This window comes from Streptomyces sp. NPDC002825 (assembly GCF_040295385.1).
Lineage (GTDB): Bacteria > Actinomycetota > Actinomycetes > Streptomycetales > Streptomycetaceae > Streptomyces.
In genome coordinates, this window is record NZ_JBEOVH010000014.1 from 20,611 (window position 1) to 44,385 (window position 23,775).

Annotated in this window: 24 protein-coding genes; 9 read left to right on the forward strand and 15 right to left on the reverse strand. The window is 73.3% G+C overall.

What is annotated here, in order from left to right:
* The first annotated feature begins 81 nt into the window (after nt 1-81).
* From ABT041_RS19345 to ABT041_RS19355, 3 genes are all read left to right on the forward strand, one after another.
* On the forward strand, nt 82-816 hold the full coding sequence (locus tag ABT041_RS19345; protein ID WP_351185935.1) for a class I SAM-dependent methyltransferase: 735 nt from the start codon (nt 82-84) through the stop codon (nt 814-816).
* Nucleotides 813-1,898: a prenyltransferase/squalene oxidase repeat-containing protein gene (locus ABT041_RS19350; RefSeq protein WP_351185937.1), complete on the forward strand. Its 1,086-nt coding sequence runs from the start codon at nt 813-815 to the stop codon at nt 1,896-1,898. Before ABT041_RS19345 ends, ABT041_RS19350 begins: the two co-directional genes overlap by 4 nt.
* Nucleotides 1,899-1,976: 78 nt before the next feature.
* On the forward strand, nt 1,977-2,801 hold the full coding sequence (locus tag ABT041_RS19355; RefSeq protein WP_351185939.1) for a DUF2690 domain-containing protein: 825 nt from the start codon (nt 1,977-1,979) through the stop codon (nt 2,799-2,801).
* Here the strand turns inward: ABT041_RS19355 and ABT041_RS19360 are convergent.
* The 3 genes from ABT041_RS19360 to ABT041_RS19370 form a co-directional block, all read right to left on the reverse strand.
* Nucleotides 2,779-3,687 (reverse strand): hypothetical protein, encoded by a 909-nt coding sequence (locus ABT041_RS19360; protein WP_351185941.1) that lies wholly within the window; start codon nt 3,685-3,687, stop codon nt 2,779-2,781. The genes ABT041_RS19355 and ABT041_RS19360 overlap by 23 nt on opposite strands.
* A 118-nt stretch (nt 3,688-3,805) precedes the next feature.
* Entirely contained in the window at nt 3,806-4,267 is a 462-nt protein-coding gene (locus ABT041_RS19365; protein ID WP_351185943.1) for a hypothetical protein, read from the reverse strand.
* Nucleotides 4,268-4,380: 113 nt separating this feature from the next.
* A complete protein-coding gene (locus ABT041_RS19370) occupies nt 4,381-5,232 on the reverse strand; it encodes a helix-turn-helix domain-containing protein (RefSeq protein WP_351185945.1) in 852 nt (283 codons plus the stop codon).
* Between the two features lie 250 nt (nt 5,233-5,482).
* On the opposite strand from ABT041_RS19370, the gene ABT041_RS19375 reads away from it, so the two are divergent.
* Nucleotides 5,483-6,025, forward strand: a complete 543-nt coding sequence (locus tag ABT041_RS19375) for a hypothetical protein (RefSeq protein WP_351185947.1) — start codon at nt 5,483-5,485, stop codon at nt 6,023-6,025.
* A 3-nt stretch (nt 6,026-6,028) separates the two neighbouring features.
* Here the strand turns inward: ABT041_RS19375 and ABT041_RS19380 are convergent, their stop codons facing one another.
* From ABT041_RS19380 to ABT041_RS19390, 3 genes are all read right to left on the reverse strand, one after another.
* On the reverse strand, nt 6,029-7,039 hold the full coding sequence (locus ABT041_RS19380) for an LLM class F420-dependent oxidoreductase (RefSeq protein WP_351185949.1): 1,011 nt from the start codon (nt 7,037-7,039) through the stop codon (nt 6,029-6,031).
* A 113-nt stretch (nt 7,040-7,152) separates the two neighbouring features.
* Nucleotides 7,153-8,010, reverse strand: a complete 858-nt coding sequence (locus tag ABT041_RS19385) for a DUF5336 domain-containing protein (protein WP_351185951.1) — start codon at nt 8,008-8,010, stop codon at nt 7,153-7,155.
* Between the two features lie 147 nt (nt 8,011-8,157).
* Nucleotides 8,158-9,063 carry an N-acetylmuramoyl-L-alanine amidase gene (locus ABT041_RS19390; protein WP_351185953.1) on the reverse strand — a complete coding sequence of 302 codons (906 nt, stop codon included), beginning with the start codon at nt 9,061-9,063 and terminating at the stop codon, nt 8,158-8,160.
* Nucleotides 9,064-9,548: 485 nt separating this feature from the next.
* On the opposite strand from ABT041_RS19390, the gene ABT041_RS19395 reads away from it, so the two are divergent.
* A complete protein-coding gene (locus ABT041_RS19395) occupies nt 9,549-11,204 on the forward strand; it encodes a hypothetical protein (RefSeq protein WP_351185955.1) in 1,656 nt (551 codons plus the stop codon).
* Nucleotides 11,205-11,206: 2 nt separating this feature from the next.
* On the opposite strand, the gene ABT041_RS19400 is transcribed toward ABT041_RS19395, so the two are convergent.
* Nucleotides 11,207-11,836 (reverse strand): class I SAM-dependent methyltransferase, encoded by a 630-nt coding sequence (locus ABT041_RS19400; protein WP_351185957.1) that lies wholly within the window; start codon nt 11,834-11,836, stop codon nt 11,207-11,209.
* Between the two features lie 195 nt (nt 11,837-12,031).
* Between ABT041_RS19400 and ABT041_RS19405 the strand changes: the two genes are divergently transcribed.
* Nucleotides 12,032-12,478: a hypothetical protein gene (locus ABT041_RS19405; RefSeq protein WP_351185959.1), complete on the forward strand. Its 447-nt coding sequence runs from the start codon at nt 12,032-12,034 to the stop codon at nt 12,476-12,478.
* Between the two features lie 48 nt (nt 12,479-12,526).
* On the opposite strand, the gene ABT041_RS19410 is transcribed toward ABT041_RS19405, so the two are convergent.
* From ABT041_RS19410 to ABT041_RS19425, 4 genes are all read right to left on the reverse strand, one after another.
* On the reverse strand, nt 12,527-12,931 hold the full coding sequence (locus ABT041_RS19410) for a DUF4259 domain-containing protein (RefSeq protein WP_351185961.1): 405 nt from the start codon (nt 12,929-12,931) through the stop codon (nt 12,527-12,529).
* A gap of 61 nt (nt 12,932-12,992) precedes the next feature.
* Complete coding sequence (locus tag ABT041_RS19415) at nt 12,993-13,577, reverse strand: hypothetical protein (protein WP_351185963.1); 585 nt, start codon at nt 13,575-13,577, stop codon at nt 12,993-12,995.
* A 55-nt stretch (nt 13,578-13,632) separates the two neighbouring features.
* Nucleotides 13,633-14,055, reverse strand: a complete 423-nt coding sequence (locus tag ABT041_RS19420; RefSeq protein ID WP_351185965.1) for a MarR family winged helix-turn-helix transcriptional regulator — start codon at nt 14,053-14,055, stop codon at nt 13,633-13,635.
* 30 nt (nt 14,056-14,085) lie between these two features.
* A complete protein-coding gene (locus ABT041_RS19425; protein ID WP_351185967.1) occupies nt 14,086-14,970 on the reverse strand; it encodes an NmrA/HSCARG family protein in 885 nt (294 codons plus the stop codon).
* A 144-nt stretch (nt 14,971-15,114) separates the two neighbouring features.
* Between ABT041_RS19425 and ABT041_RS19430 the strand changes: the two genes are divergently transcribed.
* The 3 genes from ABT041_RS19430 to ABT041_RS19440 all read left to right on the forward strand — a co-directional run bounded on the left by ABT041_RS19430 (nt 15,115) and on the right by ABT041_RS19440 (nt 20,029).
* Complete coding sequence (locus ABT041_RS19430; RefSeq protein WP_351185969.1) at nt 15,115-17,286, forward strand: acyl-CoA dehydrogenase family protein; 2,172 nt, start codon at nt 15,115-15,117, stop codon at nt 17,284-17,286.
* Nucleotides 17,287-17,306: 20 nt separating this feature from the next.
* Nucleotides 17,307-18,503 (forward strand): lipid-transfer protein, encoded by a 1,197-nt coding sequence (locus ABT041_RS19435; protein WP_351185971.1) that lies wholly within the window; start codon nt 17,307-17,309, stop codon nt 18,501-18,503.
* 83 nt (nt 18,504-18,586) lie between these two features.
* A complete protein-coding gene (locus ABT041_RS19440) occupies nt 18,587-20,029 on the forward strand; it encodes an MFS transporter (protein WP_351185973.1) in 1,443 nt (480 codons plus the stop codon).
* Nucleotides 20,030-20,114: 85 nt separating this feature from the next.
* On the opposite strand, the gene ABT041_RS19445 is transcribed toward ABT041_RS19440, so the two are convergent.
* Genes ABT041_RS19445 through ABT041_RS19460 form a run of 4 tightly spaced genes read right to left on the reverse strand, consistent with a single transcriptional unit; the run spans nt 20,115 to nt 23,575 of the window.
* A complete protein-coding gene (locus ABT041_RS19445; RefSeq protein ID WP_351185975.1) occupies nt 20,115-20,720 on the reverse strand; it encodes a response regulator in 606 nt (201 codons plus the stop codon).
* A complete protein-coding gene (locus ABT041_RS19450; protein WP_351185977.1) occupies nt 20,717-21,913 on the reverse strand; it encodes a sensor histidine kinase in 1,197 nt (398 codons plus the stop codon). The genes ABT041_RS19445 and ABT041_RS19450 overlap by 4 nt, the downstream gene beginning before the upstream one ends.
* A gap of 19 nt (nt 21,914-21,932) precedes the next feature.
* On the reverse strand, nt 21,933-22,655 hold the full coding sequence (locus tag ABT041_RS19455) for an ABC transporter permease (protein ID WP_502976531.1): 723 nt from the start codon (nt 22,653-22,655) through the stop codon (nt 21,933-21,935).
* Complete coding sequence (locus ABT041_RS19460) at nt 22,652-23,575, reverse strand: ABC transporter ATP-binding protein (RefSeq protein WP_351185979.1); 924 nt, start codon at nt 23,573-23,575, stop codon at nt 22,652-22,654. Before ABT041_RS19460 ends, ABT041_RS19455 begins: the two co-directional genes overlap by 4 nt.
* Nucleotides 23,576-23,775 lie beyond the last annotated feature (200 nt).

Below are 23,775 nucleotides of genomic sequence, written 5' to 3' on the forward strand. Positions count from 1 at the left end.
CTTCGCTCGAGCAGAGGGGACTCCCATCGCCCTGCGGAACGCCTGCCCACAACAAGTCTCCAACCCCGAAAGGCAGACCTCGTGCTGACCGTCGACTTCACTCGTTTTCCGCTTGCGCCCGGTGATCGTGTGCTCGATCTGGGGTGTGGGGCGGGGCGGCACGCCTTCGAGTGCTACCGGCGTGGTGCTCAGGTCGTGGCCCTCGACCAGAACGGCGAGGAGATCCGCGAGGTCGCCAAGTGGTTCGCGGCCATGAAGGAGGCCGGGGAGGCCCCCGCCGGGGCGACCGCCACCGCGATGGAGGGCGACGCGCTCAACCTGCCGTTCCCCGACGAGTCCTTCGACGTCGTCATCATCTCCGAGGTCATGGAGCACATCCCCGACGACAAGGGCGTGCTCGCCGAGATGGTCCGCGTCCTCAAGCCGGGCGGCCGCATCGCGATCACCGTGCCCCGGTACGGCCCCGAGAAGGTCTGCTGGGCGCTCTCCGACGCGTACCACGAGGTCGAGGGCGGCCACATCCGCATCTACAAGGCCGACGAGCTGCTCGCCAAGGTCCGGCAGGCCGGTCTCAAGCCGTACGGCACGCACCACGCGCACGCGCTGCACTCGCCGTACTGGTGGCTCAAGTGCGCCTTCGGCGTCGACAACGACAAGGCGCTGCCGGTCCGCGCGTACCACAAGCTCCTGGTCTGGGACATCATGAAGAAGCCCGCCCTGACCCGGGTCGCCGAGCAGCTGCTCAACCCGGTCGTCGGCAAGAGCTTCGTCGCCTACGCCACCAAGCCCCACCTCCCCAAGGCCGACGCGCAGTGACCTTCCCCGAGCGGATCGCCGAGCACCTCGTGCTGCCCGGCGTCCTGACCGCCGAGCAGGCCGCCGAGACCGTCGCCGGGATCCTCGGCACCCAGCGCGAGGACGGCGCCATCCCCTGGTTCCGCGGGCACCACCTGGACCCGTGGGACCACACGGAGGCCGCCATGGCCCTCGACGCGGCCGGCGAGCACGAGGCCGCGGCCCGGGCCTACGAGTGGCTGGCGCGCCACCAGAACGGCGACGGCTCCTGGTACGCGGCGTACCACGACGGCGACCCGGAGCAGGTCACCGACTCCAGCCGGGAGTCCAACTTCGTCGCGTACATCGCGGTCGGCGTCTGGCACCACTACCTGTCCACCGGCGACGAGGCCTTCCTCGACCGGATGTGGCCCGTCGTCTACGCGGCGGTCGAGTTCGTCCTCGGGCTCCAGCAGCCCGGCGGCCAGATCGGCTGGAAGCGCGAGGCCGACGGCACGCCGGTGAACGACGCCCTCCTGACGGGCAGTTCGTCGATCCACCAGGCGCTGCGCTGCGCCCTCGCGATCGCCGAGGTCCGTGAGGAGGCGCAGCCCGACTGGGAGCTGGCCGCGGGGGCCCTGGGCCATGCGATCCGCCGGCACCCCGAGCGCTTCCTCGACAAGTCCCGCTACTCGATGGACTGGTACTACCCGGTCCTCGGCGGCGCGGTCACGGGGGCCGACGCGAAGGCCCGGATCGAGGCCGACTGGGAGCGCTTCGTCGTCCCCGGCCTCGGCGTGCGCTGTGTCGTCCCCAACCCGTGGGTCACCGGCGGCGAGAGCTGCGAGCTGGCCCTCGCGCTCTGGGCGATCGGAGAGTCCGACCGGGCGCTCACGATCCTCCAGGACATCCAGCACCTGCGCGCCGGGAACGGCATGTACTGGACGGGGTACGTCTTCGAGGGCGCCACGGAGGCCGACAAGGCCGTCTGGCCCGAGGAACAGACCAGCTGGACCGCCGGCTCCCTCCTCCTCGCGGTCGCGGCCCTGGGCGGCGAGGAGGCGACCGTCGCCGTCTTCGGCGGCACCCGCCTCCCCGCGGGCCTCGAACCGGACTGCTGCTGAGCACGTTTTCCCGCGCTCTAGGATGTGCGCGTTCATGAGTGGCATGGACATGCGCATGGTGCAGGAGAGCAGAGTCAAGTGGACCGTCAAGGGTCTGTCAGGTCTGTCAGGGATGGCTCCACGGCTTCGGCCGAGGAGCTGGCGAGTGAGCTGCTCGCGCTGAAGAAGGCTTCCGGGCTGAGCTTCGCCCAGCTCGGAGAGAAGACCCACTACGCGAAGTCGTCGTGGGAACGGTGGGTCAACGGGAAGCAGTTCCCGCCGCGGGCCGCCGTGGAGAGCATCGCCCGGCTCGACGGGAAGGACCCGGCGGTCCTGCTCGCCCTCTGGGACCGCGCGGACGAGGAACGGGCGTCGGCGGACGAGGCCTCCGACGAGGCGCCCGTGCCCGAGCCCGCTCAGGACGCCGTGCCCGGGCGCCCCGGGCGCAGGCGCGCGCTGTGGATCTCGGCCGTGGCCGGACTCCTCGTCGCCGCGGCGGTCGCCGTGGCCGCCGTGATGTTCTTCGGCGACAAGCCCGACCCCCGCCCCGTGCAGGTCGCGGGCCCGGCGACGGGCTGCACCGGCACCGGGTGCGAGGGCCGGGACCCGAAGAAGATGAACTGCGGCGCCGACGCGGTCACGGTACGCACCGGCTCCATCCCCAAGGACCTGGTGATCGAGCTCCGGTACAGCAAGGCCTGCCAGGCGGCGTGGGGCCGGATCTCCTTCGCCCAGATCGGCGCCACGGTGGTCGTCAACAACTCCGACGGCGCCGCGCAGGCCGACGTCGTGCACTACGACAGGGACGTCTACACGCCCCTGATCGCGGCCCCGGACGACGGCTCGGTGTGGGTGTGCGCGGCCCTGCCCAAGGACGGGGCGCGCAGCTGCACCGGCCGCTTCATCCCGAGCGAGGAGAAGTAGCGGAAGCGGACAGGACCTCGCGCGACTCCCGCTCCTGGCGGTCCGCCAGGGTCTTCCAGTCCTTGGCGACGGCCGGATTCCGGTCCAGCCACCGCTGCTGGACGGCGGCGAGCCGGGTGTACGCGGTGTCGAGGTAGCCCGTCTCGTCCTTGCAGCGCAGATCCGCCGCCAGGGCGGTGCTGGACGCCCGGGCCTCGGGGGTGCGCAGGGAGGCGAGGAGCCGTGCGGGATCGGGCCCGGTGAACCCGGCCCGGTCCATGCACGCCCGCCACCGCGCCGTCACGGCCTTGAAGGCGGGATCCTTCTCCACGTCCGTACGCGCCTGCTCCTGTGCCTCGAAGAGCATGATCCGCACCTGGAGCCACCGCATCCGGCCGTCACCGAGGACGCGCGTCTCGGCCTCGGCGAGGCAGCCGTTGCCCGGCCGGGACACGCTCATACGGATGCCCTTGGCCGTGACCCGCTTGCTCTGGTCCCCGAAGAGCGCCTGCCCGTACGCCTCGGTGCTCTCCGGGCTGCCGGGCTTCGGGGGCGCCTCCGCCACCGGCGGGGCGGACTCCCGGGCCGGCGTGGCCGGCACGGCCGACTCCAGACCGAACGGCTGCGGCAGTTCGTCGTCGCCCTCCGCCGCCCCCTCCCCGGGGGCGGGGGCGTACCGGAACCCCCGCTTCGCCATGCAGGCGATGGCGAACTGCCGCTGCGCCTCGTGGCTGCGGTCGTTCGGGGTGAACAGGAGAACGGTGACCGGAGGCCGCCGGTGCAGCTCGACCGTGTCGATCCGGGTGGCGGAGGCGGTCCGGTGGTCCGGTTCCGGCGCCGTGCCGCACCCGGAGAGGACCGCCGCGCCGACGGTCAGACCGAGCGCGAGGACGAGCGGCTTCCGCATCAGCGAGCTGCCTTTCGGATGCTTGAGGGGGCATGAGGGGTCGTAGCGGGGCAAGACGGGGCATGACGGGGCCCGGCGCACCCCCGTGTCGCCGGGCCCCGGTCACGCCGGGCAGGGGTCAGAAGCAGGGGATGGTGGTCGTCGAGCGGACCCGCAGGGAGGTGGCCTCGCCCGCCTTGCTGTCGCTGTCGCTGTTGCCGTCGATGCCGTCGTCCGGCAGCTGCCAGGAGTCGACCGAGCTGCCGGGGTTCACGCAGAACAGCAGACCGCCGCCGTAGTTGAGGTCCCGGTAGTAGTGGCTCTCGTAGCCGCTGTTGCTGGAGTTGCTGGCGGCGTGGACGTCGTCGTTCACGACGTTGCCGTAGACGTCGAAGTAGTCGTTCCTGAAGTCGATGTCGCTGCTGAAGAACGCGTGCTTGTTGTTGTTCGCGATGGAGGCCGAGAAGACGCAGTGGTAGCCGGACGGGCAGTTGGGGCCGGCCGACGCGGGGAGGGCCGTGGCCACGCCGCCGGCGACAATCAGCGCCGTCGCGCCGAGGACGGCCGCGGTCCGCTTGCGGAACCCGGTGATGTTGCTCATTCTCTGATCCACTTCTCGTCGTGAGCGACCCGGAAGGTCGCGCGCGCAGACAGGCTGACACCCGCCGTACGACGCCGTATTGGACAAAAACGCACTGCGCGGAATGGCCGGTTTCAGCCGGCCAGCCATGCGCTGGCCCCGCTCCTGGCCGCCAGGAAGCGGCCCGGTGGCATGCCCGTCATCGCGGAGAACTCGCGGCTGAGATGGGACTGGTCGTAGAACCCGCAGTCGGCCGCGACGCCGGCGGCCCCGCCGCCCGTGGCGAGGAGCCGGATCGCCCGGTTCAGCCGCAGGACGCGGGCCAGGCGCTTCGGGGTGAGGCCGAGCTGCTCGCGGAAGCGGTTCTCCAGGTGCCGCAGGCTCCAGCCGGTCCTGGCGGCGAGCTCCCCGATCGGCAGGCGGCCCCCCGTACGGTCGAGGAGCCGCCAGGCTTCCAGGACGGCGGGGGACGGCTCGTGGGACGGCGCGGCATCGGCCGTCCAGCGCAGCAGGGCGTCGTCGAGCAGGGCGAACCGTTCCGGCCACCCCGGGGCCGCCTCCAGGGCCGCGCCGAGGTCGCGGACCCGGCCGCCCAGGACGTCCGCCGGGTCCATGACCGTGTCCGCGAGCTCCCCGAGGGCGCCGCCGAAGAGGCGGTACGCCGCCCAGGGGGCGAGGGTGAGCTCCACCCCGTGGACGTCGCCCTGGTGGCCGAGGACCCTGGCCCGGGTGTGCAGACCGGAGACCACCGAGGTGTGCGCCGGCCCCGCGGCCCCCGCCGCCCCGCGCCCCGTCCGGCCGAGCCGCAGCTCGCTGCCGAACCCGATGAGCAGCGACACCCTCCCGGTCGGCACCACGAGCCGCTCCTGCGGCAGGCCCGCCGTCGACCGGAATCCGCGGTACGCGCCGATGCCCGGCCGCAGCCGGGCATCGGGCCTCGCGTAGAACCACTGGCAGTTTCCCGCTGCGCAGACGCGGCGTCTCACCGTCACACCCTTCCGGGCCCGGAACCGTCCCGGACCGACCTTCCCGATCACTCTCCGATCGGGCCCGGCGGGGGGCCAGAGGCCTCGGCGTCCCAGGGACGTGGAGGGACGTCCCACGCCTCTGACCTGCGAGGACGTCAACAGGGAGGGATGTGTGGAGGGGCCGCGGCCACCCGTTCGGGGTCGCCCGGGTGGCCGCACGCAGGTCCCCGGGCCAGGGTGGCACCACCGTCACCAGGGAGGTCCCGTCTTGCCCAGAAGTGTTTCGCGCGGAGTCGTGGCGCTGCTCTTGTCCTGCGCGCTGCTCCTCACCGCCACCGCCTGCAGCGACGACGCCCAGAGTGCGAGCGGTGCGGCGACACCGACGGCTTCAGCGAGCTTCGAGCAGCAGAAGCTGGCCAAGACGCGGTTCGTGGCCAACGCCGGTCTGGCCGCGGGTGCCACGTACCAGTGGATCGTGAAGCCGTACCGCGCGGGCAAGTTCCAGAAGGGCGCGGACGGCAGGACCTTCGCCCTGGTGAAGGCGGGGCTCGCGGGCGCGTTCACGTACAACCGGCTCAAGGCGGCCGTGAACAACGCCAAGGGCGACCCGCTGCTCTCGAAGGCCGTCGCGCCGCTCTCCGCCGGGATCGAGTCGCTCAAGGACCTGGGGACGAAGCTCCGCAAGGGGGAGGCGGGCGACGCGGACGTCGGCGCCTTCGAGAACATCATCAACAGCGTGAAGGACGCCGGCAGCAGCGCCGGTGCCGAGGTGGTCGACAAGGTTCCCAGCACCTCGCAGCTGGGCGGGTAGCGCTCAGGCGCCCAGCTCCGCCAGGAGGCGGAGCGTGGCCGGGTCCGGTGCCGTGACCAGCAGGTCCGTCACCGGGCCCTGCCGCCATCTCTCCAGGCGCTCGGCGATCCGCTCCCGGGGGCCGACCAGCGCGATCTCGTCCGCGAAGGCGTCCGGGACGGCCAGGACCGCCTCCTCGCGCCGTCCCGCCGCGAACAGCTCCTGGATGCGGCGGGCCTCCTTCTCGTACCCCATGCGTCCCATCAGGTCGGCGTGGAAGTTGCGGGCGGTGTGCCCCATGCCGCCGATGTAGAAGCCGAGCATCGCCTTGACCGGCAGCAGCCCCGCCGCCACGTCCTCGCAGAGCTGCGCCCGGACCATCGGCGCGACGAGGAAGCCTTCGGGGAGCGTGTCCGGGAGGGCGTAGACCTCGGCCCAGCGGTCGGGCGTCCAGTAGAGGGGCAGCCAGCCGTCGGCGATGGCGAGGGTCTGCGCGATGTTCTTGGGCCCCTCGGCGCCGAGCAGGACGGGGAGGCCGGCGCGCAGCGGGTGCGTGATCGGCTTCAGGGCCTTGCCGAGGCCGGTGCCGTCCGGGCCGTTGTACGGGTGGGAGTGGTGGCGTCCGTCGAGCCGTACGGGGGCCTCGCGGCGCAGCACCTGGCGGACCACGTCCACGTACTCGCGGGTCGCGGTCAGCGGGGAGCGGGGGAAGGGGCGCCCGTACCAGCCCTCGACGACCTGCGGCCCGGAGAGGCCGAGCCCGAGCAGCACGCGCCCGCCGGAGAGGTGGTCGAGCGTGAGCGCGTGCATCGCGGTGGTGGTGGGCGCGCGGGCGGCCATCTGCGCCACGGCGGTGCCGAGCCTGATGCGGCTGGTGTGCGCGGCGATCCAGGTCAGCGCGGTGAAGGCGTCGGAGCCCCAGGCCTCGGCGGTCCACACGGAGTCGTAGCCGAGTCGTTCGGCCTCGCGGGCGAGGTCGAGGTGGGCGGGGGAGGGGCCGCGGCCCCAGTAGCCGAGGGCGAGCCCGAGTCGCATGCCCCACATCCTTCCTGACGCTCCGTCAGATACGTGCTGCGGGGACTGTACGGCAACGGCCCCCCGCCCGGAAGGGATTCCGGGCGGGGGGCCGTGTGCGAGGCGGAGGGCGATCAGCCGCGCTGGATGCCCGTCGTGTCCTGGAGGACGCCGCGGCGGCCGTCCTGCGTCTGGGCCACCAGGCCCGGGCCGCGCTGCTCGACCGCCAGGTACCAGGTGCCCGGCGCCAGCTCGGCGATCGGCGCCTGCGAGCCGTCCTCCGCGTACAGCGGACGCGCGACCGGCACGGCGAACCAGAACGGCGTGAAGTCCGAGGCCGGCTGCGGGGCCGGGGCGGCCGCCTGCGGCTCGGGCTGCTGCACGGCCTGCGGCTGCGGGGCGGCGGCCTGCGCGCCGAACGGCTGGCCCGCACCCTGCGAGGGGTCGTGCGGAGCGCCGTACGGCTGCTGCTGCGCACCCGGGTAGCCGTAGCCGCCGGGGACGCCCGGGTGACCCTGCTGGCCGGGCTGCATGCCGTACGGCTGCGGGGTCTGCGGCTTGGGCGCGCCGACGAGCGGGGCCTTCAGGGCGGGGACCAGCGGACCGGCGACGGCGGCACCGGTCACCACCAGAGCGGCGATGAGGCCGAGGACCAGGCCCGGGCCGGCGTTCTCCGCCTCGAAGATCCACATGAGCAGGTTCCAGGCGGACGCGATGGTGAACGCGGCACCCACCTGGCCGAGCTCCAGACCGGCCACCTTGCGCTGCTGCGGCAGGGCGCGGGAGGCGACGACGAGGGCGGCGCCCGCGATCCCGACGAAGAAGGAGCCCCAGCCGAGGTAGGAGAGCTCCCACGAGTTCACCGTGGGGACCTTGTCACAGATGTCGTCGGCGAGATCGCAGCCGGCGATGTCCAGGAACGAGGCGATGAACAGCACCACCGCTGCGCCGATCAGCACGCCATCGCCTCGGGTGAGGGAGCGGATATTCACGTAAGAGTCCTTCGTCGGGTCGTCGGTCGTCGCGTCGGGTGGCGCTCAGGTCATGGCGCTCAGGTCATGGCGCTCGGCCATGGCGCTCGGGTTCATGGCACGGGGGGCGGCCCCCATCGTACGGAGCGAATCTATCGCCCGCGGGTTCTACCCCTTGAGGTAGGTCGCGATGCCGTCCGCCAGTCCCTGTGCCGCCTTCTGTCGCCACGTGGGTGACGTGAGCAGCTGAGCGTCCTTCGGGTCACGCATATTGCCGCATTCGACGAAGACCTTGGGAACGGTCGAGAGGTTGAGGCCGCCGAGGTCGTCCCGTACGTCCAACCCCGTACCGGAACCGATGTAGTTGGCGGGCGAGGTACCGGTGGCGCGGGCGAACGTGTTCACGATCCGCTCGCCGAGGGTGCGGGAGGGGGCGACGATCTCCGAGGTGTCGGCGGCGCCCGCCCGGACCTTCGCGGGCAGGATCACATGGAAGCCGCGGTGGCCGACGGCCGAGCCGTCCGCGTGGACGGACACCACGGCGTCGGCGTGGGCGGCGTTGCCGATCCGGGCCCGCTCGTCGATGCAGGGGCCCCAGGGGCGCTCGCCGTCGTGGGTCAGGACCACCTTCGCGCCGCGCGCGGTGAGGAGGTCGCGCAGCCGGTGCGAGACGTCGAAGGTGAACGACGCCTCCGTGTAGCCGGCGTTGGTGGAGGTGCCGGTGGTGTCGCACTCCTTGCGGTTCGTCCCGATGTTGACCGTCTGGTTGATTTCAGAGGTGTGGCTGAAATTGCCGGAGTTGTGGCCGGGGTCGATGACGATGGTCCTCCCGGCGAGGGAGCGGCTGCCCCGGGGTGCTGGGGTGGAGGCGGGGGCCGGCGCTGAGGCCGAGCCCGAGGCGAACGGCGGCCGGGACTGCGTCCCGCTCTCGCCCTGGGTCGTCCCGGCCTTGTCCGTCGCCGGCGGTGCGGCCTCGGAGGAGGCCCCGCACCCGGCGAGCACGGCGCAGCAGCCCGTGGCGGCGAGAGCGAGGGCGAGGGTACGGCGGGCGGTGTTCCGGTGGTCGTACGGCACCCAGCGACTTTAGGCCCTGCGCGGGGCGAAATGCCGTAGGGGTGCGTCGCAGGTTGGTCACCGGCCTGACGGATCGGTGGACGCGTGTGAGCGAACCGTGAAGGGTAGGTGACAAGGGCGACGGTGGGGTGTCACCGCGCATGGACCCACGAGGGGGAACCGTGGTGGGGGAAGAACCGAACGACGCACGTCCCGAGCCGGCCGACAGACCGCCGGGCGGGGACGGCTTAGACGACCGGAACGACCAGACGGCCCCGGGGACGCGCCCCGGAACACCTCCGGGCGCGCCGGAGCCCCCGTGGGCGGCTCCGACACCGCCACCGACAGCGCCTTCGGCTCCGGCGGCGACGTCTGGCGATCCCGCTGTGTCCGGCGCGCCCGGCGCGGGAACGCCCACGCTTGCGTTCGGCCCGCCGCCCGGCGCGGGAACGCCCACGCTTGCGTTCGGCCCGCCGCCCGGCGCGGGCCCCGAGGGCACGTCACCCGTGCTCGCGTCGTCCGGCGCCGGTCCTGTGCCCGGCGCCGGCCCCGTCCCCGCCGCCGGGCCCGCCACCGCGCCCGGCTGGGCCGGGGCCGGGGTCCTGCCGCCGCCACCCGCCGCCCCGCCCGGGTTCGGGCCTCCGCCCGGGTCCGGGGCCCAGCCTCCGGGTGACGCGAACCCGGCCCAGGCCGCATCGCTCGCCCTGCTCAACCTCTCCGGCCTCGGCCTCGGCTACGTCCTGCTGCGGAACTGGGTCGGCGCCGCGCTCTGCTGGCTCGCCACCGCCGTCCTGCTCGTCGCCGCGCTCCCCGCCGACGTCGACGGCGTGCCCTTCGGCCTCCTCGTCGGCTACGGCGTCTTCCTGCTCGCCGTCGCCGCCGACGGCGCCCGGCGCGGACTGCGCGCCACCCTCCGCATCGGCGCCTCCTTCCGGCGCCTCGCGCTCCCGCTCGCCCTGGTGCTGCTCGCCGTCCCCGCCGGAGGCTCCCTGGCCTACGGCGCCGCCCGCGACGAGGCCAAGGAGCAGGCCCTCCTCGAACGACTCGCGGCGGCGGACGCGCTCGTGAAGTCCGCCGACGGCCTCGCCTTCGACAAGGCCGAGCCGATCTACCGCAAGGCGCTCGGCACCTATCAGGACCTCGGCACGAAGCACGCCGGCTCGCGGGCCGGGAAGCTCGTCCCCGACCGCCTCGACGCGTACTACAAGGCGGTCTCCGCCCCGTACGACAAGAAGGAGTACTGCGCGGCCGTCCCGCCGCTCAAGCACCTGCGGGCCCTCCCCGCCACCGTCGACAAGGAGCTGCTCGGCTCCCGGCCCGCCAAGACCGACGGGCCCCTCGCCGAGTCCCTCTACGCGTGCGGCACGGCGGCGCTCGGTGTCCAGACCGCCGACCCGCCGGCCAGCGAGAGTCTCAACGAGCTTCTCTCCACCTTCCCGAAGTCCACCCAGGCGGCCCGCGTCGAACCGGCCGTCCGGGAAGCCGTCAAGACCCGCACCACCGCCCTCCGCGGCGCCGAGCCCTGCGACGCCACCGACGAGCTCCGCGCGCTGCGCTCCTCCCTCGACAACATGCCGGACCCCTCCCTCGAAACCGCGGCCGAGGAGGCGGCCGACGCGGTCCAGAAGGGCGACTTCGCCTGTGGCACCGACCAGTTCAGGGACAAGGAGTTCGGCACCGCGGCCACGACCATGACCGACTACGCCAAGACGTACCCGAACAGCCCGCAGGCCGCGCACGCCCGCTCGATCGCCATCGCCGCCGAGATCGCCGAGGAGGAGCCCGAGGCCGGCAAGCGCCTGCCCCCGGCCGACGTCCCCGGCGGCGCCCGGATGGTCATGGTGGTCAGCAACGACGGCCCCGGCGAGGTCGAGCTGCTCTACACGGGCCCGATGACCGGCAAGGTCACCCTCAAGGCGTGCGGGACCTGCAAGAAGTACCAGACCCCGCTCCTCGTGAACTCCCCGAAGATCAAGGCCTGCTCGGGGCCGTCCTCGAAGTACCCGAAGGCGACCCTGCTCCTGCCCGCCGGCGACTACCACTTCCTCCAGAAGCGCGCGGCCACCGGCACCTCGACCGCCGGGGACACCAAGTCGAGCAAGACCAAGATCGAACCGGGCTACAGCTACACGAACTGCCTGTACGTGACGTCCCTGTTCTGACGTCAGCGGCGGCGCAGGACCCGCAGCGAGTCGGTGACCGAGACCTCCTCGAAGTCACCCGACTCCAGCGCCCGCAGATAGATGCGGTACGGGGCCTGGCCGCCGTCCTCCGGGTTCGGGAAGACGTCGTGGATGACCAGCAGGCCCCCGGGGGCGACCTTGGGGGCCCAGCCCTCGTAGTCGTTCGTGGCGTGCTCGTCCGTGTGCCCACCGTCGATGAACACGAGCCCGAGCTGCCCGCCCCAGGTCCTCGCGACCAGCGGCGAACGGCCGACCACCGCGACGACGTGCTCCTCCAGGCCCGCCTTGTGGAGCGTCCGGCGGAACGTCGGCAGCGTGTCCATCAGCCCCACCTCCGGGTCCACCACGCTCGCGTCGTGGTACTCCCAGCCCGGCTGCTGCTCCTCGCTGCCCCGGTGGTGGTCCACGGTCACCGCGACCGTCCCGGCCTGCCGGGCCGCGTCCGCGAGCAGGATCGTCGACCGCCCGCAGTACGTCCCGACCTCGAGCAGCGGAAGCCCCAGCTTCGCGGCCTCCACGGCCGCCCCGTACAGCGCGAGCCCCTCCCCGACGGGCATGAACCCCTTCGCGGCCTCGAAGGCGGCAAGGATCTCGGGCGAGGGCTCGGACATGGTCACTCCTACTGGCGGGTACGCGTCTACGGCCGCCCATGGTGCCCTACTCGCCGCACTCGAACCACACCGTCCTCCGTCCGCTTCCAGGGAGGACCCGCTCCGTTACGATCACCCGCAGGCAACTGCCCTCTCGTGATCGAGGAGCACCATGGGGAACCGCATCGAGCTCGCCGGGCGCACCGGGCGCTGACCGTGGCGACCCTCATGGGCCTGGTGATCCTCGCCCTCGTCCTGCCGACCTGGACGGGGATCACCTACGTGGGCCTGGTACGCGCCCGGCGCGAGACCGAAGGGCTCCCCCCGCCGCCCCGGCCCCGCCGCTCGCCGGCCAGGAAGGCCGCCTGGCTCGCCGGGCTCGCCTACCTCGCCGGCGGCACGCTCCACCTGTACGGCCTGTCGTACCTGCCGTTCCTCTTCCCCGAGGACGCGTGCTGGTTCAACGCGGGGGCGATGGTCTCCCCGGACTCCAGCAGCGCGCTGCCCGTCAGCCTGGTGTGTCACGGCGCGGAGGTCGTCCCCTGGTGGGTCAACCCCGGCCTCCTCGTGCTCGCGCTCACCGCCGTCACCGCGACGGTCACGAGCATCGTCCTCGCAGTCCGCGCCCGACGGCCGGCCCGGCGGGGAACGAGAAGCACATGAACAATCCGAGGGTCGGGGCGGGTCTGCGTCGTCCTCGGCCCGGGCCGGTCATGCCCCCGCGAGGACCGCCCTCAGTCTCCGTACCCCCGCCTTCCACTCCTCCCCGTCCGACTCCTCCCAGAGCTCCAGGAGTTCGGACGGCTCGGTGAGGATCCGGTCCAGGGCCTCCACGGCCGCCGGACGCAACTCCGCCGGGAGTGCGGGCAGGGGCTTCTCCGGGCCGTACGAGGTGGTGACCGGCTCCCCGCCCGGGCACTGCGCCGCGACCAGGGCCGCCGACGCGATCGCCTCCACCGCCAGGTCCGAGTCCAGGTACTCCTCGCCCGTCGTGGTCACCTCGCGGAAGGCCGCGAGCAGTACCCCGGCCCGCTTGTCCTCCGGCGCCTCGTCCACCCGGTACGAGAAGTCGGCGGCGGTGTCGTTGTCGAAGGGGCCGATGTCCCAGGTACCCATGGCGTACTCGCTCTCTGCTGTCCTCCAGGTCTCCGGGGATCGTGGCAGCCACCACTGACAATCAGTCGTCGTCGATGCCGAGGTCGATGCGCATCGCCACCTTCATCGCCGCCACGTGGCGCCAGACCTCCTCGTGGAGTTCCGGTCCCATGGCCGCCAGTTCGGCCGCGTACCGGGAGGGGTCCGCCGCGTACTTCCTGAGCTCTCCGTATGCCTCGTTCAGGTGGTCCTTCGCGTCACTGGACGCACGCGCCACCGCGTTCGGGACGATCATCTGTGCTTCCGCGTGTGAGTCCCGGTAGGCAGCTCTGCACTCCTCCAGGCGCTCCAAGGACGTGGCGGCGTCCTCGCCGCGGCGCAGCGCGTGGACGTGGTTGGTCATCGCTGTGACGTACTGCCGCGCGGCGGTGTTCAGTGCGATGTAGCAGGCCCGCCGGCGCTCCAGGCTCTCGCTCTGTCGCTGCCTTTCCAGCTCCGCCCTGCGCAGCTCCTCGGCGTGGACGCGCTCCTCGCGCCGCTCCTCGGCGGCGGCACGGAGCTCCATGCGCTTCGTGCGGTCCGCGCGGTTCTGTGTGAGGAGCGCTGCTCCCAGCGTTCCCGCCACGCCGACCACGGCGATCAGCAATGCCGTCAAACTCGCGCCCACGGCGCCCCCTCTGTGTGCGGCCGAATCTCCCCGACGATGCTCCCCGGGGCCACTGTCAGAGCCGGGGCCCTTCGAGGTTCTCGATCATGCGCTCCAGGACGCGGACGGCGGTTCCGTATTCCTCCGGCGAGATGCCCTCGACGGACCTGGTGCGGAAGGCGGCCACCCGCGTGGCGACCTCGGTCAGCCGGCCGGCGCCGTCGGGGGTCAGGGCGAGTCGTCCCGGGGCCGGGCGGGACACCCAGCCGCCGGTGACGGTGGTGTCGATGGCGGCGGTCAGGGCGGGGGCGTCGGCGTTGGCCGAGAGGATCGACAGGACCTCGGTGTCGGTCGTTCCGTCGCCGTCCTCGACCACGTTGAGCACCTGCCAGGCGAGGCGGGTGAGGCCGAACTCCCCGAGCGTGCCGTCCATGACACGCGTGAGGGCTTCGTCGGTGCGGTTGAGCAGGAAGCCGATGGGCTTGGGCTTGCGCTCCATGCGGGACTCTCCAGACGGTGATGAAGCGTGTCAGCGGTGGGACGGCGTGCGCTCAGGCGCCAGTATCGACGTCCAGTCCTGCGTCCGCGCCCAGTCGTCGAAACCGAGCCAGCCGACCTCGGGGAACTCGCGGCGCAGCCCGGCGACGTCCACGTCGAGACCGGTGGTCGTGAAGTAGGAGAACATCGCGGCCAGGTCCGTGGACCGGGTGCGCACATGGGCGAGCGGGACCTCCTCGTAGGAGACGGGGCGGCTCATGGCGGCGGCGAGCATGCCGGTCATCTCGCCGGGGGTGCGCTCGTCGGAGGCGATGTCGATGCGGCGGCCCGTGAAGTCCTCGCGGCGCCCGAGGGCGAGCGCGGCGAACGCGCCGATGTCCCGCGAGGAGATGAGCGCGAGCGGGCGGTCGGCCGGCATCGGCCAGGCGAAGGTGCCGTCGCGCAGTCCGTCGGCGGTCCAGCCGCCGGCGTAGTTGTCCATGAACGCGGCGGGGCCGATCACCGTCCAGGGCGTGCCGGAGGCGCGGAGGTGGTGCTCGACGGCCCGCTTGCTCTCGTAGTGCGGGACGCCGGTGGCGCGGTCGGCGTGGGCGACGGAGGTGAGGACGACATGTCCGAGGCGGGCGGTCGCCGCCGCGTCGACGAGGGCCCTGCCCTGTCGGACCTCGACCTCGGCACCGGCCTCGAAGGCGGTGACGGCGAAGAGGGAGTCGGCGCCGGCGAGGGCGGCGTCGAGCGAGGCGCGGTCGTCGAAGTCCGCGCGCCGCACGTCGGCGCCGAGGGCGCGCAGGGCGTCGGCGGCCGGTGAGTCGGGGCGGCGGGTGAGGGCGCGGACGTGGTGGCCCGCGGCGAGCAGGCTGCGGGCGGTGGCTCCGCCCTGGGCTCCGGTGGCTCCGGTGACGGCGACGGTGAGCATGGGTCCCCCTGTGGGTAATTGCTGTGCAGTGCATTCTCTGTGTTACGCAGATGACTCTACCCCACGTTCTCTGCGTCATGCAGGTTTTCCTGAATCGAGTTTCTGACCTTCCGTCAGAATGGAACGTGTTCTAGTCTGCGGCCCATGGGCATCGCCATCACGCACGAACAGCGGGAGCTCGCCCGATCCGTCCGGGGCTGGCTCGCCCGCGCCGTACCCCCCGAGGAAGTCCGCAAGCACCTGGACGTCCCCGACACCGCCACCGGCCGCCCCGCCTACTGGGACGCCGCCGCCGAACAGGGACTCCTCGGGCTCCACCTCCCCGAGGAGTACGGCGGCGGGGGCGGCGACCTCGAAGACCTCGCCCTCGTCGTGGAGGAAGCGGCCCGGGCCCTGCTCCCCGGGCCCTACCTGCCCTCCGTCCTCGCCGCCGAGCTCCTCCAGCGGTGCGGGCGGCACGAGACGGCCGGCACGCTCGCGCGTGGGGAGCGGACCGGGGCCGTCGCCCTCGGCGGCACCGGCACCCTCACCGCCGTCCGCACCGCGAGCGGCTACCTCCTCGACGGCGCCGCGCCCCCCGTCCTCGGCGGCGCCCAGGCCGACCTCGTGCTCCTCCGGGCCGCCACCGCCGACGGCTCCGTCTGGCTCGCCGCCGACACCGAGGGCCTCGCCGTCCGGCCCCACGAGAGCGCCGACCCCACCCGGCCCACCGCCGAGATCACCGCCCGCGGCGCCCACGTGCCCGCCGCGGGCGCCCTCGGCCTCGACACCGCCCTCGTCCACGACCTCGCCGCCGTCCTCTTCGCCGCCGACGCCTGCGGCACCGCCGCCCGCGCCGTCGAGACCGCCGCCGAACACGCCCGCACCCGGGAACAGTTCGGCCGGCCCATCGGACGGTTCCAGGGCGTCAAACACCTCTGCGCCGACATGCTCGTCCGGCTCGAACAGGCCCGCGCCCTCACCTGGGACGCCGCCCGCGCCGGCCAGGACAGCCAGGAGGGAGCCCGCTCCCTCACCGCCGCGCTCGCCGCCGCCACCGCCCTCGACACCGCCTACACCTGCGCCAAGGACTGCATCCAGATCCTCGGCGGCACCGGCTTCACCTGGGAGCACGACGCCCATCTCCTGCTCCGCCGCGCCCTCGTCGCCCGCCAGCTCCTCGGGACCGGCGACCACCACCGGCTCGCCGCCGTCCGGCACGCCGCCGCGGGCGTCCGGCGCGGCCTCCGCCTCGACCTGCCGCCCGAGGCCGACACGTACCGCCGCGCGGCCCGCGAAGCCGTCGCCCCCGCCGTCGGGCTCGACCCGGCCGCCGCCCGGCGCGTCCTCGCCCCCACCGGCTACGCGGCACCGCACCTGCCGGAGCCGTACGGACTCGGCGCGGGCCCCCTCCAGCAGCTCGCCGTCCAGCGGGAGCTCGACGAGGCCGGGATCACCGTCGCCGGACTCGGCATCGCCACCTGGGTCGTCCCCTCGCTCCTCGCCCACGGCACCCCCGAGCAGCAGGCCGAGCACCTCGGCCCCATCCTGCGCGGCGAGCGGCTCTGGTGCCAGCTGTTCTCCGAGCCCGGCGCCGGCTCCGACCTCGCCTCCCTCCGCACCCGCGCCGAACGCACCGAGGACGGGCGCTGGCGGATCAACGGGCAGAAGGTGTGGACGAGCGCCGCCCAGTGGGCCCACCACGGCATCCTGCTCGCCCGCACCGACCCCACCGCCCCCAAGCACCAGGGGCTCACGTACTTCCTCGTCGACATGCGGAACACCCCCGGGATCGACATCCGGCCGCTCAAGGAGATCACCGGGGAGTCCCTCTTCAACGAGGTCTGGTTCGACGACGCCCTCCTCCCCGCCGACGCCGTGGTCGGCGAGGTGAACGACGGCTGGCGCGTCGCCCGCAACACCCTGGGCAACGAGCGCGTCCACATGGCCGACCAGGTCGCCTTCGACTCCGGCCTCGAAGCCGTCATCGCCCGGGCGGACCGGGTCGACAGCTCCGTGCGCGTACGGATCGGGGCGCTGCTCGCGGAGGCCCACGCGCTCGCGTGCATCGGGTTGCGCACCACCCTGCTCCAGGTGTCCGGTCTCGAACCCGGCGCGGGCGCCAGCGTCCGCAAGCTCGTCCAGACCCTCCACCAGCAGAAGCTCGCCGAACTCACCCTCGAACTCCACGGCCCCGAGGGCGCCGTGCGCGAGGGCCCCGGCGAACGGGCCGTCCACGGCCTGCTCATGTCCCGCTGCCTCACCATCGCGGGCGGCACCACGCAAGTACAGCTCAATGTGGTCGCCGAGCGCCTGCTCGGCCTTCCCAAGGACTAAGGACTGAGGGGGAATCCCAGATGGGCAAGGCGTACGTCGTCGGCGTCGGCATGACGAAGTTCGAGAAGCCGGAGACCCGGGACTGGCAGTACTGGAACATGGCCGAGGAGGCCGGCACGGCCGCCCTCGCCGACGCCGGCGTCCCCTACGCGCGCGTGGAGCAGGCCGCCGTCGGCTACTGCTTCCAGGCCTCCACCGCCGGCCAGCGCGCCGTGTACGAGCTCGGACTCACCGGCGTCCCCGTCTACAACCTCAACAACAACTGCGCGACCGGCTCCACCGCCCTCATGACCGCCCGGCAGTTCGTCGAGGGCGGCATCGCCGACTGCGTCCTCGCCCTCGGCTTCGAGAAGATGGCACGCGGCTCGCTCGGCGGCGGGGCGGGTGGTGCCGGGGACTTCAAGACCTCGCCCGTCGCCCGGCACTACGGCATCATGGCCGCCGCCCACGGCTTCGAGATGTCCCCGCCCACCGCCCAGATCTTCGGCAACGCGGCCCGGGAGCACATGGAGCGGTACGGGACGACCGAGGTGCAGCTCGCGGCCGTCGGTGCCAAGAACCACCAGCACTCGGTGAACAACCCGAACGCCCAGTTCCAGGACGTCTACACCGTCGACGAGATCCTCGCCGCCAAGACCGTCCACCGGCCGCTCACCAAGCTCCAGTGCTCGCCCACCTCCGACGGCGCGGCCGCCGCCGTCGTCGTCTCCGAACGATTCGTCGACGAACACGGGCTGCGGGACCGGGCCGTGGAGATCGCCGGCCAGGCGATGACCACCGACACCGAGGAGTCCTTTGCCTCCGGCTCCTGCATCGACGCCGTCGGCCGCCCGATGTCCCGGGCCGCCGCCCGCCTCGCGTACGAGCGCTCCGGCCTCGGCATCGAGGACGTCGACGTCGTCGAACTCCACGACTGCTTCTCCATCAACGAGCTGCTGACGTACGAGGCGCTCGGCATGTGCGAGGAGGGCGCCTCCGGCAAACTCGTCGAGTCCGGCGCCACCACCTACGGCGGGCGCTGGGTCGTGAACCCCTCCGGCGGCCTCATCTCCAAGGGCCACCCGCTCGGCGCGACCGGCCTCGCCCAGGCCGCCGAACTCGTCTGGCAGCTCCGGGGCGAGGCGGGCCCCCGGCAGGTCGCCGGCGCCCGGGTCGGCCTGGCGCACAACATCGGCCTGGGCGGCGCGGCCGTGGTGACACTGCTCCGCAAGGCGTAGGACCCGAACCCGAACCGCCGGGCGCGGGGCGTGGGGCTTTATCCCCATGTACGGGGCGGACCCGGTCTGCGACCATCACACTCATGCCGCAGACCGACTCCGCCACCACGACCACGCCCTCCGTCCCCCGACCCTCGCCCCGCGCCTGGACGGTCGTCCTGACCGCCTGCGCGGGGCAGTTCCTCGTCGTCCTCGACGTCTCCGTCGTGAACGTGGCGCTGCCGTCGATGCGGGCCGACCTCGGGCTCTCGGCGGCCGGCCTGCAGTGGGTGATCAGCGCGTACGCGATCGCCTTCGCCGGGTTCATGCTGCTCGGCGGGCGGGCCGCCGACCTCTACGGGCGCAAGGCGATGTTCCTGCTCGGCCTCGGGCTCTTCACCGCCGCCTCGGTCGCGGGCGGCCTCGCCCAGGAGGGCTGGCAGCTCGTCGCGGGCCGCGCGGTCCAGGGCCTCGGCGCGGCCGTCCTCTCGCCTGCCACCCTGACCCTGGTCACCGGCGCCGTCGCGGCCGGACCCGCCAGGACCCGGGCCATCGCCACCTGGACGGCGGTCGGCGCGGCCGGCGGCGCGGCGGGCGGCTTCGTCGGCGGGCTCCTCGTCGACCTGCTGTCCTGGCGCTGGGTCCTCCTCGTGAACGTCCCCATCGGCGCCCTCGTCCTGGCGGGCGGCGTGCTCTGGCTGCGCGAGGGCCGCACCGGCACCGCCCGCCGCCTCGACCTGCCGGGCGCCGTCCTCGTCACCGCGGGCCTCGCCACCCTCGCGTACGGCATCGTCCAGACGGAGGAGGCGGGCTGGACCGCCCCGGCGACCCTCCTGACGCTCCTCGGCGGCCTGGTGCTGCTCGCCGTCTTCGTGACCGTGGAGGCCCGCACGGCGGCCCCGCTGATGCCGCTGAAACTGTTCCGTACGCGCGCGGTGTCGGCGGCCAACGTGGCGATCCTGCTGAGCGGTTCGAGCTCCTTCGGCATGTGGTTCTTCATGACCACGTACGCGCAGAGCGTCCTCGGCTACAGCCCGCTGCAGGCCGGTCTCGCGCTCGTCCCCAGCTCCCTCAGCGTCATCCTGGGCTCGAAGCTGGCCCCGCGCCTCATGCCCTCCGTCGGCGCCCGCAACCTCGCCGCGACCGGCGCGCTCATCGGGGCCACCGGCTTCGCCTGGCAGTCCACGATGACCGCCGACGGCAGCTTCCTGGCGACGATCCTCGGCCCGGGCATCATGATGATGGCCGGCATCGGCCTGGCCACCACCCCGCTGGCCACCCTCGCCACCTCCAGCGCCGCGCCCGGCGACGCGGGTCTCGTCTCCGGCCTCGTCAACACCTCCCGCACCATGGGCGGCGCCCTCGGCCTCGCGGCCCTGACCACGGTCGCGACGGCCGTCAGCGGGGCCTCCCCGAGCCCCGCCGCCCTCACCTCGGGCTACGCGGCGTCCTTCCGCGTCTCGGCGGCCATCCTCGTCGGCGCGGCCCTGCTGATGCTGGTGTGGCTCCCGAAGGGCCCACCGGCAAGGACCGCGGAGAGGGCCTAGAACTCCCCGAGCCGGACCGCCGAGACCGAGGGGCCCCGAGCCTGACCGCCGAGGCCCAGGCCTCCCCGAGCCGGACCGCCGGAACCTAGAGCCATCCCTGCCGGCGCGCCGCACGCACCGCCTCCATGCGGTTGCGGGTGCCCGTCTTGCCGATCGCGGACGAGAGGTAGTTCCGTACGGTCGACTCCGACAGGTGCAGGGAAGCGGCGATGTCCGCGATCGTCGCGCCGTCCACCGAGGCCGCCAGGGCGTCCCGCTCACGCCCCGTCAGGGGGTTCGGGCCCGCGCTCAGCGCCGCCGCCGCGAGCGCCGGGTCGATGACCGTCTCGCCCCGCAGCACCTGCCGGACCGCCTCGGCCAGATCCTCCACGGGACCGTCCTTCACGAGGAATCCCGCCGCCCCCGCCTCCATCGCCCGCCGCAGATACCCCGGCCGGCCGAAGGTCGTCAGGATCAGCACCCGGCACTCCGGCACCTCGTCCCGCAGGTCCGCCGCCGCGTCGAGGCCCGAACGCCCCGGCAGTTCGATGTCGAGGAGGGCCACGTCCGGGCGCGCGACGAGCGCCGCGTCGACGATCTCGTCACCCCGCCCGACCTGCGCCACCACCTCGATGTCGTGCTCCATCCCGAGCAGCAGGGCCAGCGCCCCGCGCATCATGCCCTGGTCCTCGGCGAGCAGCAGTCTGATCATCCCGTGGGCTCCCCCTGGTGCTGTACGGAGGTCTCCACGGGGAGTTCCGCGGTGACCCGGAACCCGCCCCGCGGAGCCGGCCCCGAGTCAAGAGTGCCGCCTGCCGCGGCGAGCCGCTCGCGCAGACCCCGCAGGCCGCTTCCCGCACCGCCCGGCTCCGCGGGCCCGCGGCCGTCGTCGGTGACGGTGAGCCGGACCCGTTCGGCGGTGCCGGAGAGGGTGATCTCGCAGTGCGCGGCGCCGCTGTGGCGGATCGCGTTGGTCGCGGACTCGCGGACCACCCAGCTCAGCAGGGCCTCCGTGGCGGGTTCGAGGAGGGGGCCCGAGCGGCGTACGACGGGTTCGATGCCGGCGGTGGAGAGCGCGTCGCGCGCCCGGTCGAGCTCGGTGGCGAGGCTGCCCTCGCGGTAGCCGGTGACCGCCTCGCGGATCTCGGTCAGCGCCTGGCGGCCCACGGACTCGATGTCCGCGACCTGCGCGAGGGCCGCGTCCAGGTCGCGCGGGGCGAGCCGCCGTACGACCTCGGACTTCACCACGATCACCGACAGCGTGTGGCCGAGCAGATCGTGCAGGTCCCGGGAGAACCGCAGCCGTTCCTTCTCCACCGCTGCACGGGCCAGTTCCTCGCGGGTCGCGCGCAGCTCCCGGACCGTCTCGTCCAGGGCGAGGATCGCCGCCGTCACCATGACCGAGATGAACGTGCCGTACACGACGCCGAAGGAGTCCCAGCCGTCGCGCCAGAACGTCACCACGCCGACCGCGGCGACCAGCGGGAAGACGATGAACCGCAGCCGCTCCTTGCCCCGCACCACCGCCCCGACCGCGAGGCCCAGGAGCGGGAAGAGGAGGAGCCATTCGCGGCCGTAGCCGATGGCGAGGGCGAAGGTCAGCGCCCCGAGCGTGACGAGGAGGGCCCAGGTGACCCACGACTCGCGGGCGCACCGGTCGAAGGCGCGGAAGACGATCGCGATGTAGAGGGAGTTGAAGGCGAGCAGGCCGAGGCCGCCGAGCCAGGGGTTGGGGGCCTCGCCCCCGATGAGGTGGGAGAGCGCGCCCAGGCCCATGAGCAGCCAGGGGAGGAGGCTCAGTCCGCTCGGCCCGCGTTCCTTGCGGGCGCCGGCCCGGGCGCGCCTCCGCTCCTTCGCGGCTCCGGTCCACACTTCCCAGACGTCCTTCATCCCCGTGTCCCTCATGTCACCTGATCCTGCTCGCTCATGCGGTCCGTGCCGACCGACGGTACGAGGCCGCCGCGTAGCCGCCGAACAGGGCCGCCCAGACCACGATGACCGCGAGGGCCGCCGCGCCGGGCGCGTGGCCCTCGGTGACCGAGACGCCGAGTTCGGCGAAGCGGTTGGTCGGGGTGTAGGCGGAGAGGGAGCGCAGCCAGTCGGGGAAGAGGCTCACCGGGAACCACAGCCCGCCGAGGACCGCGAGGCCCAGGTTGCAGGCGATGTTCGCGACGCCCGTCGTCTGCGCGGTGAGGCGGTAGCCGTTGCCGATGCCGAGGAAGGTGAAGGGGAGCGAGCCGAGCCAGAGGGTGAGCGTGACCACGGCCCACTGCCAGGCCGCCAGGTGGACGCCGTTGAACAGTCCGCCGGCGAGGAGGACGCCGAGGATCGCCGGGAGCACCACCACGGAGCCGGTCAGCGCGCGGCCGGTGACGACCTGGCGCGGGGACATGGGGGTGATCCGCAGCTGCCGCAGCCAGCCGGACCCCTTGTCCTCGGCGACGCCGGTGCCGATCGACAGGGCGGCGCCCAGCGCGCCGTAGGCCGCCATGCCGACCATGGAGGCGGCCTTCCACTCCGGTTCGTTCTGGCCGCCGAGGTTGGTGAAGAGCAGGTACATCATCACCGGGACGGCGATGGTGCCGATGGCGAAGCCGGTGTCGCGCAGGGTGCGGCGGACTTCGAGGCGTACGTACTCGGTGATCATCGGGTCGTCTCCAGTGCGGGGGCCTGCGCGGCCGGGGCGTGCGCGGTGAGGGTGAGGAAGGCGTCGTTGAGGGACACGGGGGCGACTTCGAGGCCGCGGATCGCGTTCCGGTCGGCGAGCGCGCGGACGGTCGCGTCGGAGTCGTCGCTGTGGAGCCGGGCGCGGTCGCCGCGGATCTCGACGGCGGTCACGCCGGGGAGCAGGGTCAGGCCCTCGCTGGGGGCGCCGGCCAGGTCGAAGGAGACGAGGCTGCCGCCGGCCGCGCGCTTGAGCTGCTCGCTCGTGCCGTCGGCGAGGACGCGGCCGGAGTCGATGACGACGATCCGGTCGGCGCTGGCGTCGGCCTCCTCCAGGTAGTGGGTGGAGAAGAGGACGGTGTTGCCGCGCCGGGCGTAGCCCCGCATCGACTCCCAGAAGACCTCGCGGGCCTCGACGTCGAGGGCGGCGGTGGGCTCGTCGAGGACGATCAGCTCGGGGTTGCCGGCGAGGGCGACGGCGAAGCGGACGCGCTGCACCTGGCCGCCGGAGAGGCGGTCGACGCGGCGGTCGGCGAGCTCGGTGAGGCCGGCGAGCGCGAGGGCCTCGGCGACCGGCATGGGCGCGGGGTAGGTGCGGGCGACGAAGGCGACGAGCTCGCGGACGGTGACCCGGGGGACCGGGCGGCCGTCCTGGAGCATCGCGCCGACCCGGCCGGCGGCGACGGCCCGGGCGGGGGTGCCGTCGAAGAGCCGCACCTCGCCGCCGTCGGGCTCGTCGAGGCCGAGGAGCAGGCCGATGGTGGTGGACTTGCCGGCGCCGTTGCGGCCGAGCAGGGCGACGGTCTCGCCGCGCCGGATGGTGAGGTCGATGCCGTCCACGGCGCGGACCGGTCCGAAGGACCGGGTGACTCCGGTGAAGGCGACCGCTGTCTCGTTCTTCATGTCCCCGACGCTACGGAGCGGGGCCGGGGGTCCGGCAGGCGTGAATGTACGGACCCGGCCGTGACAAATGTCCTGGGCCACGCATCTGACGTACCGTCAGGAGGGGTTCCCAACCCCCCTCCCCTCCGCTATACATGGGTCACCGAACTGGAACGCGTTCTAGATCTCGACGGATCCGGCGCGTACGGGACGGTCCCGCA

Excerpts from the sequence above, each read along its gene's own strand:
- ABT041_RS19360 (WP_351185941.1), bottom strand. The coding sequence starts at position 3,687 with ATGCGGAAGCCGCTCGTCCTCGCGCTCGGTCTGACCGTCGGCGCGGCG.
- ABT041_RS19365 (WP_351185943.1), bottom strand. The coding sequence starts at position 4,267 with ATGAGCAACATCACCGGGTTCCGCAAGCGGACCGCGGCCGTCCTCGGC.
- ABT041_RS19380 (WP_351185949.1), bottom strand. The coding sequence starts at position 7,039 with ATGCGACTCGGGCTCGCCCTCGGCTACTGGGGCCGCGGCCCCTCCCCC.
- ABT041_RS19400 (WP_351185957.1), bottom strand. The coding sequence starts at position 11,836 with ATGTCCGAGCCCTCGCCCGAGATCCTTGCCGCCTTCGAGGCCGCGAAG.
- ABT041_RS19410 (WP_351185961.1), bottom strand. The coding sequence starts at position 12,931 with ATGGGTACCTGGGACATCGGCCCCTTCGACAACGACACCGCCGCCGAC.
- ABT041_RS19420 (WP_351185965.1), bottom strand. The coding sequence starts at position 14,055 with ATGGAGCGCAAGCCCAAGCCCATCGGCTTCCTGCTCAACCGCACCGAC.
- ABT041_RS19425 (WP_351185967.1), bottom strand. The coding sequence starts at position 14,970 with ATGCTCACCGTCGCCGTCACCGGAGCCACCGGAGCCCAGGGCGGAGCC.
- ABT041_RS19430 (WP_351185969.1), top strand. The coding sequence starts at position 15,115 with ATGGGCATCGCCATCACGCACGAACAGCGGGAGCTCGCCCGATCCGTC.
- ABT041_RS19435 (WP_351185971.1), top strand. The coding sequence starts at position 17,307 with ATGGGCAAGGCGTACGTCGTCGGCGTCGGCATGACGAAGTTCGAGAAG.
- ABT041_RS19440 (WP_351185973.1), top strand. The coding sequence starts at position 18,587 with ATGCCGCAGACCGACTCCGCCACCACGACCACGCCCTCCGTCCCCCGA.
- ABT041_RS19445 (WP_351185975.1), bottom strand. The coding sequence starts at position 20,720 with ATGATCAGACTGCTGCTCGCCGAGGACCAGGGCATGATGCGCGGGGCG.
- ABT041_RS19450 (WP_351185977.1), bottom strand. The coding sequence starts at position 21,913 with ATGAGGGACACGGGGATGAAGGACGTCTGGGAAGTGTGGACCGGAGCC.
- ABT041_RS19455 (WP_502976531.1), bottom strand. The coding sequence starts at position 22,655 with ATGATCACCGAGTACGTACGCCTCGAAGTCCGCCGCACCCTGCGCGAC.
- ABT041_RS19460 (WP_351185979.1), bottom strand. The coding sequence starts at position 23,575 with ATGAAGAACGAGACAGCGGTCGCCTTCACCGGAGTCACCCGGTCCTTC.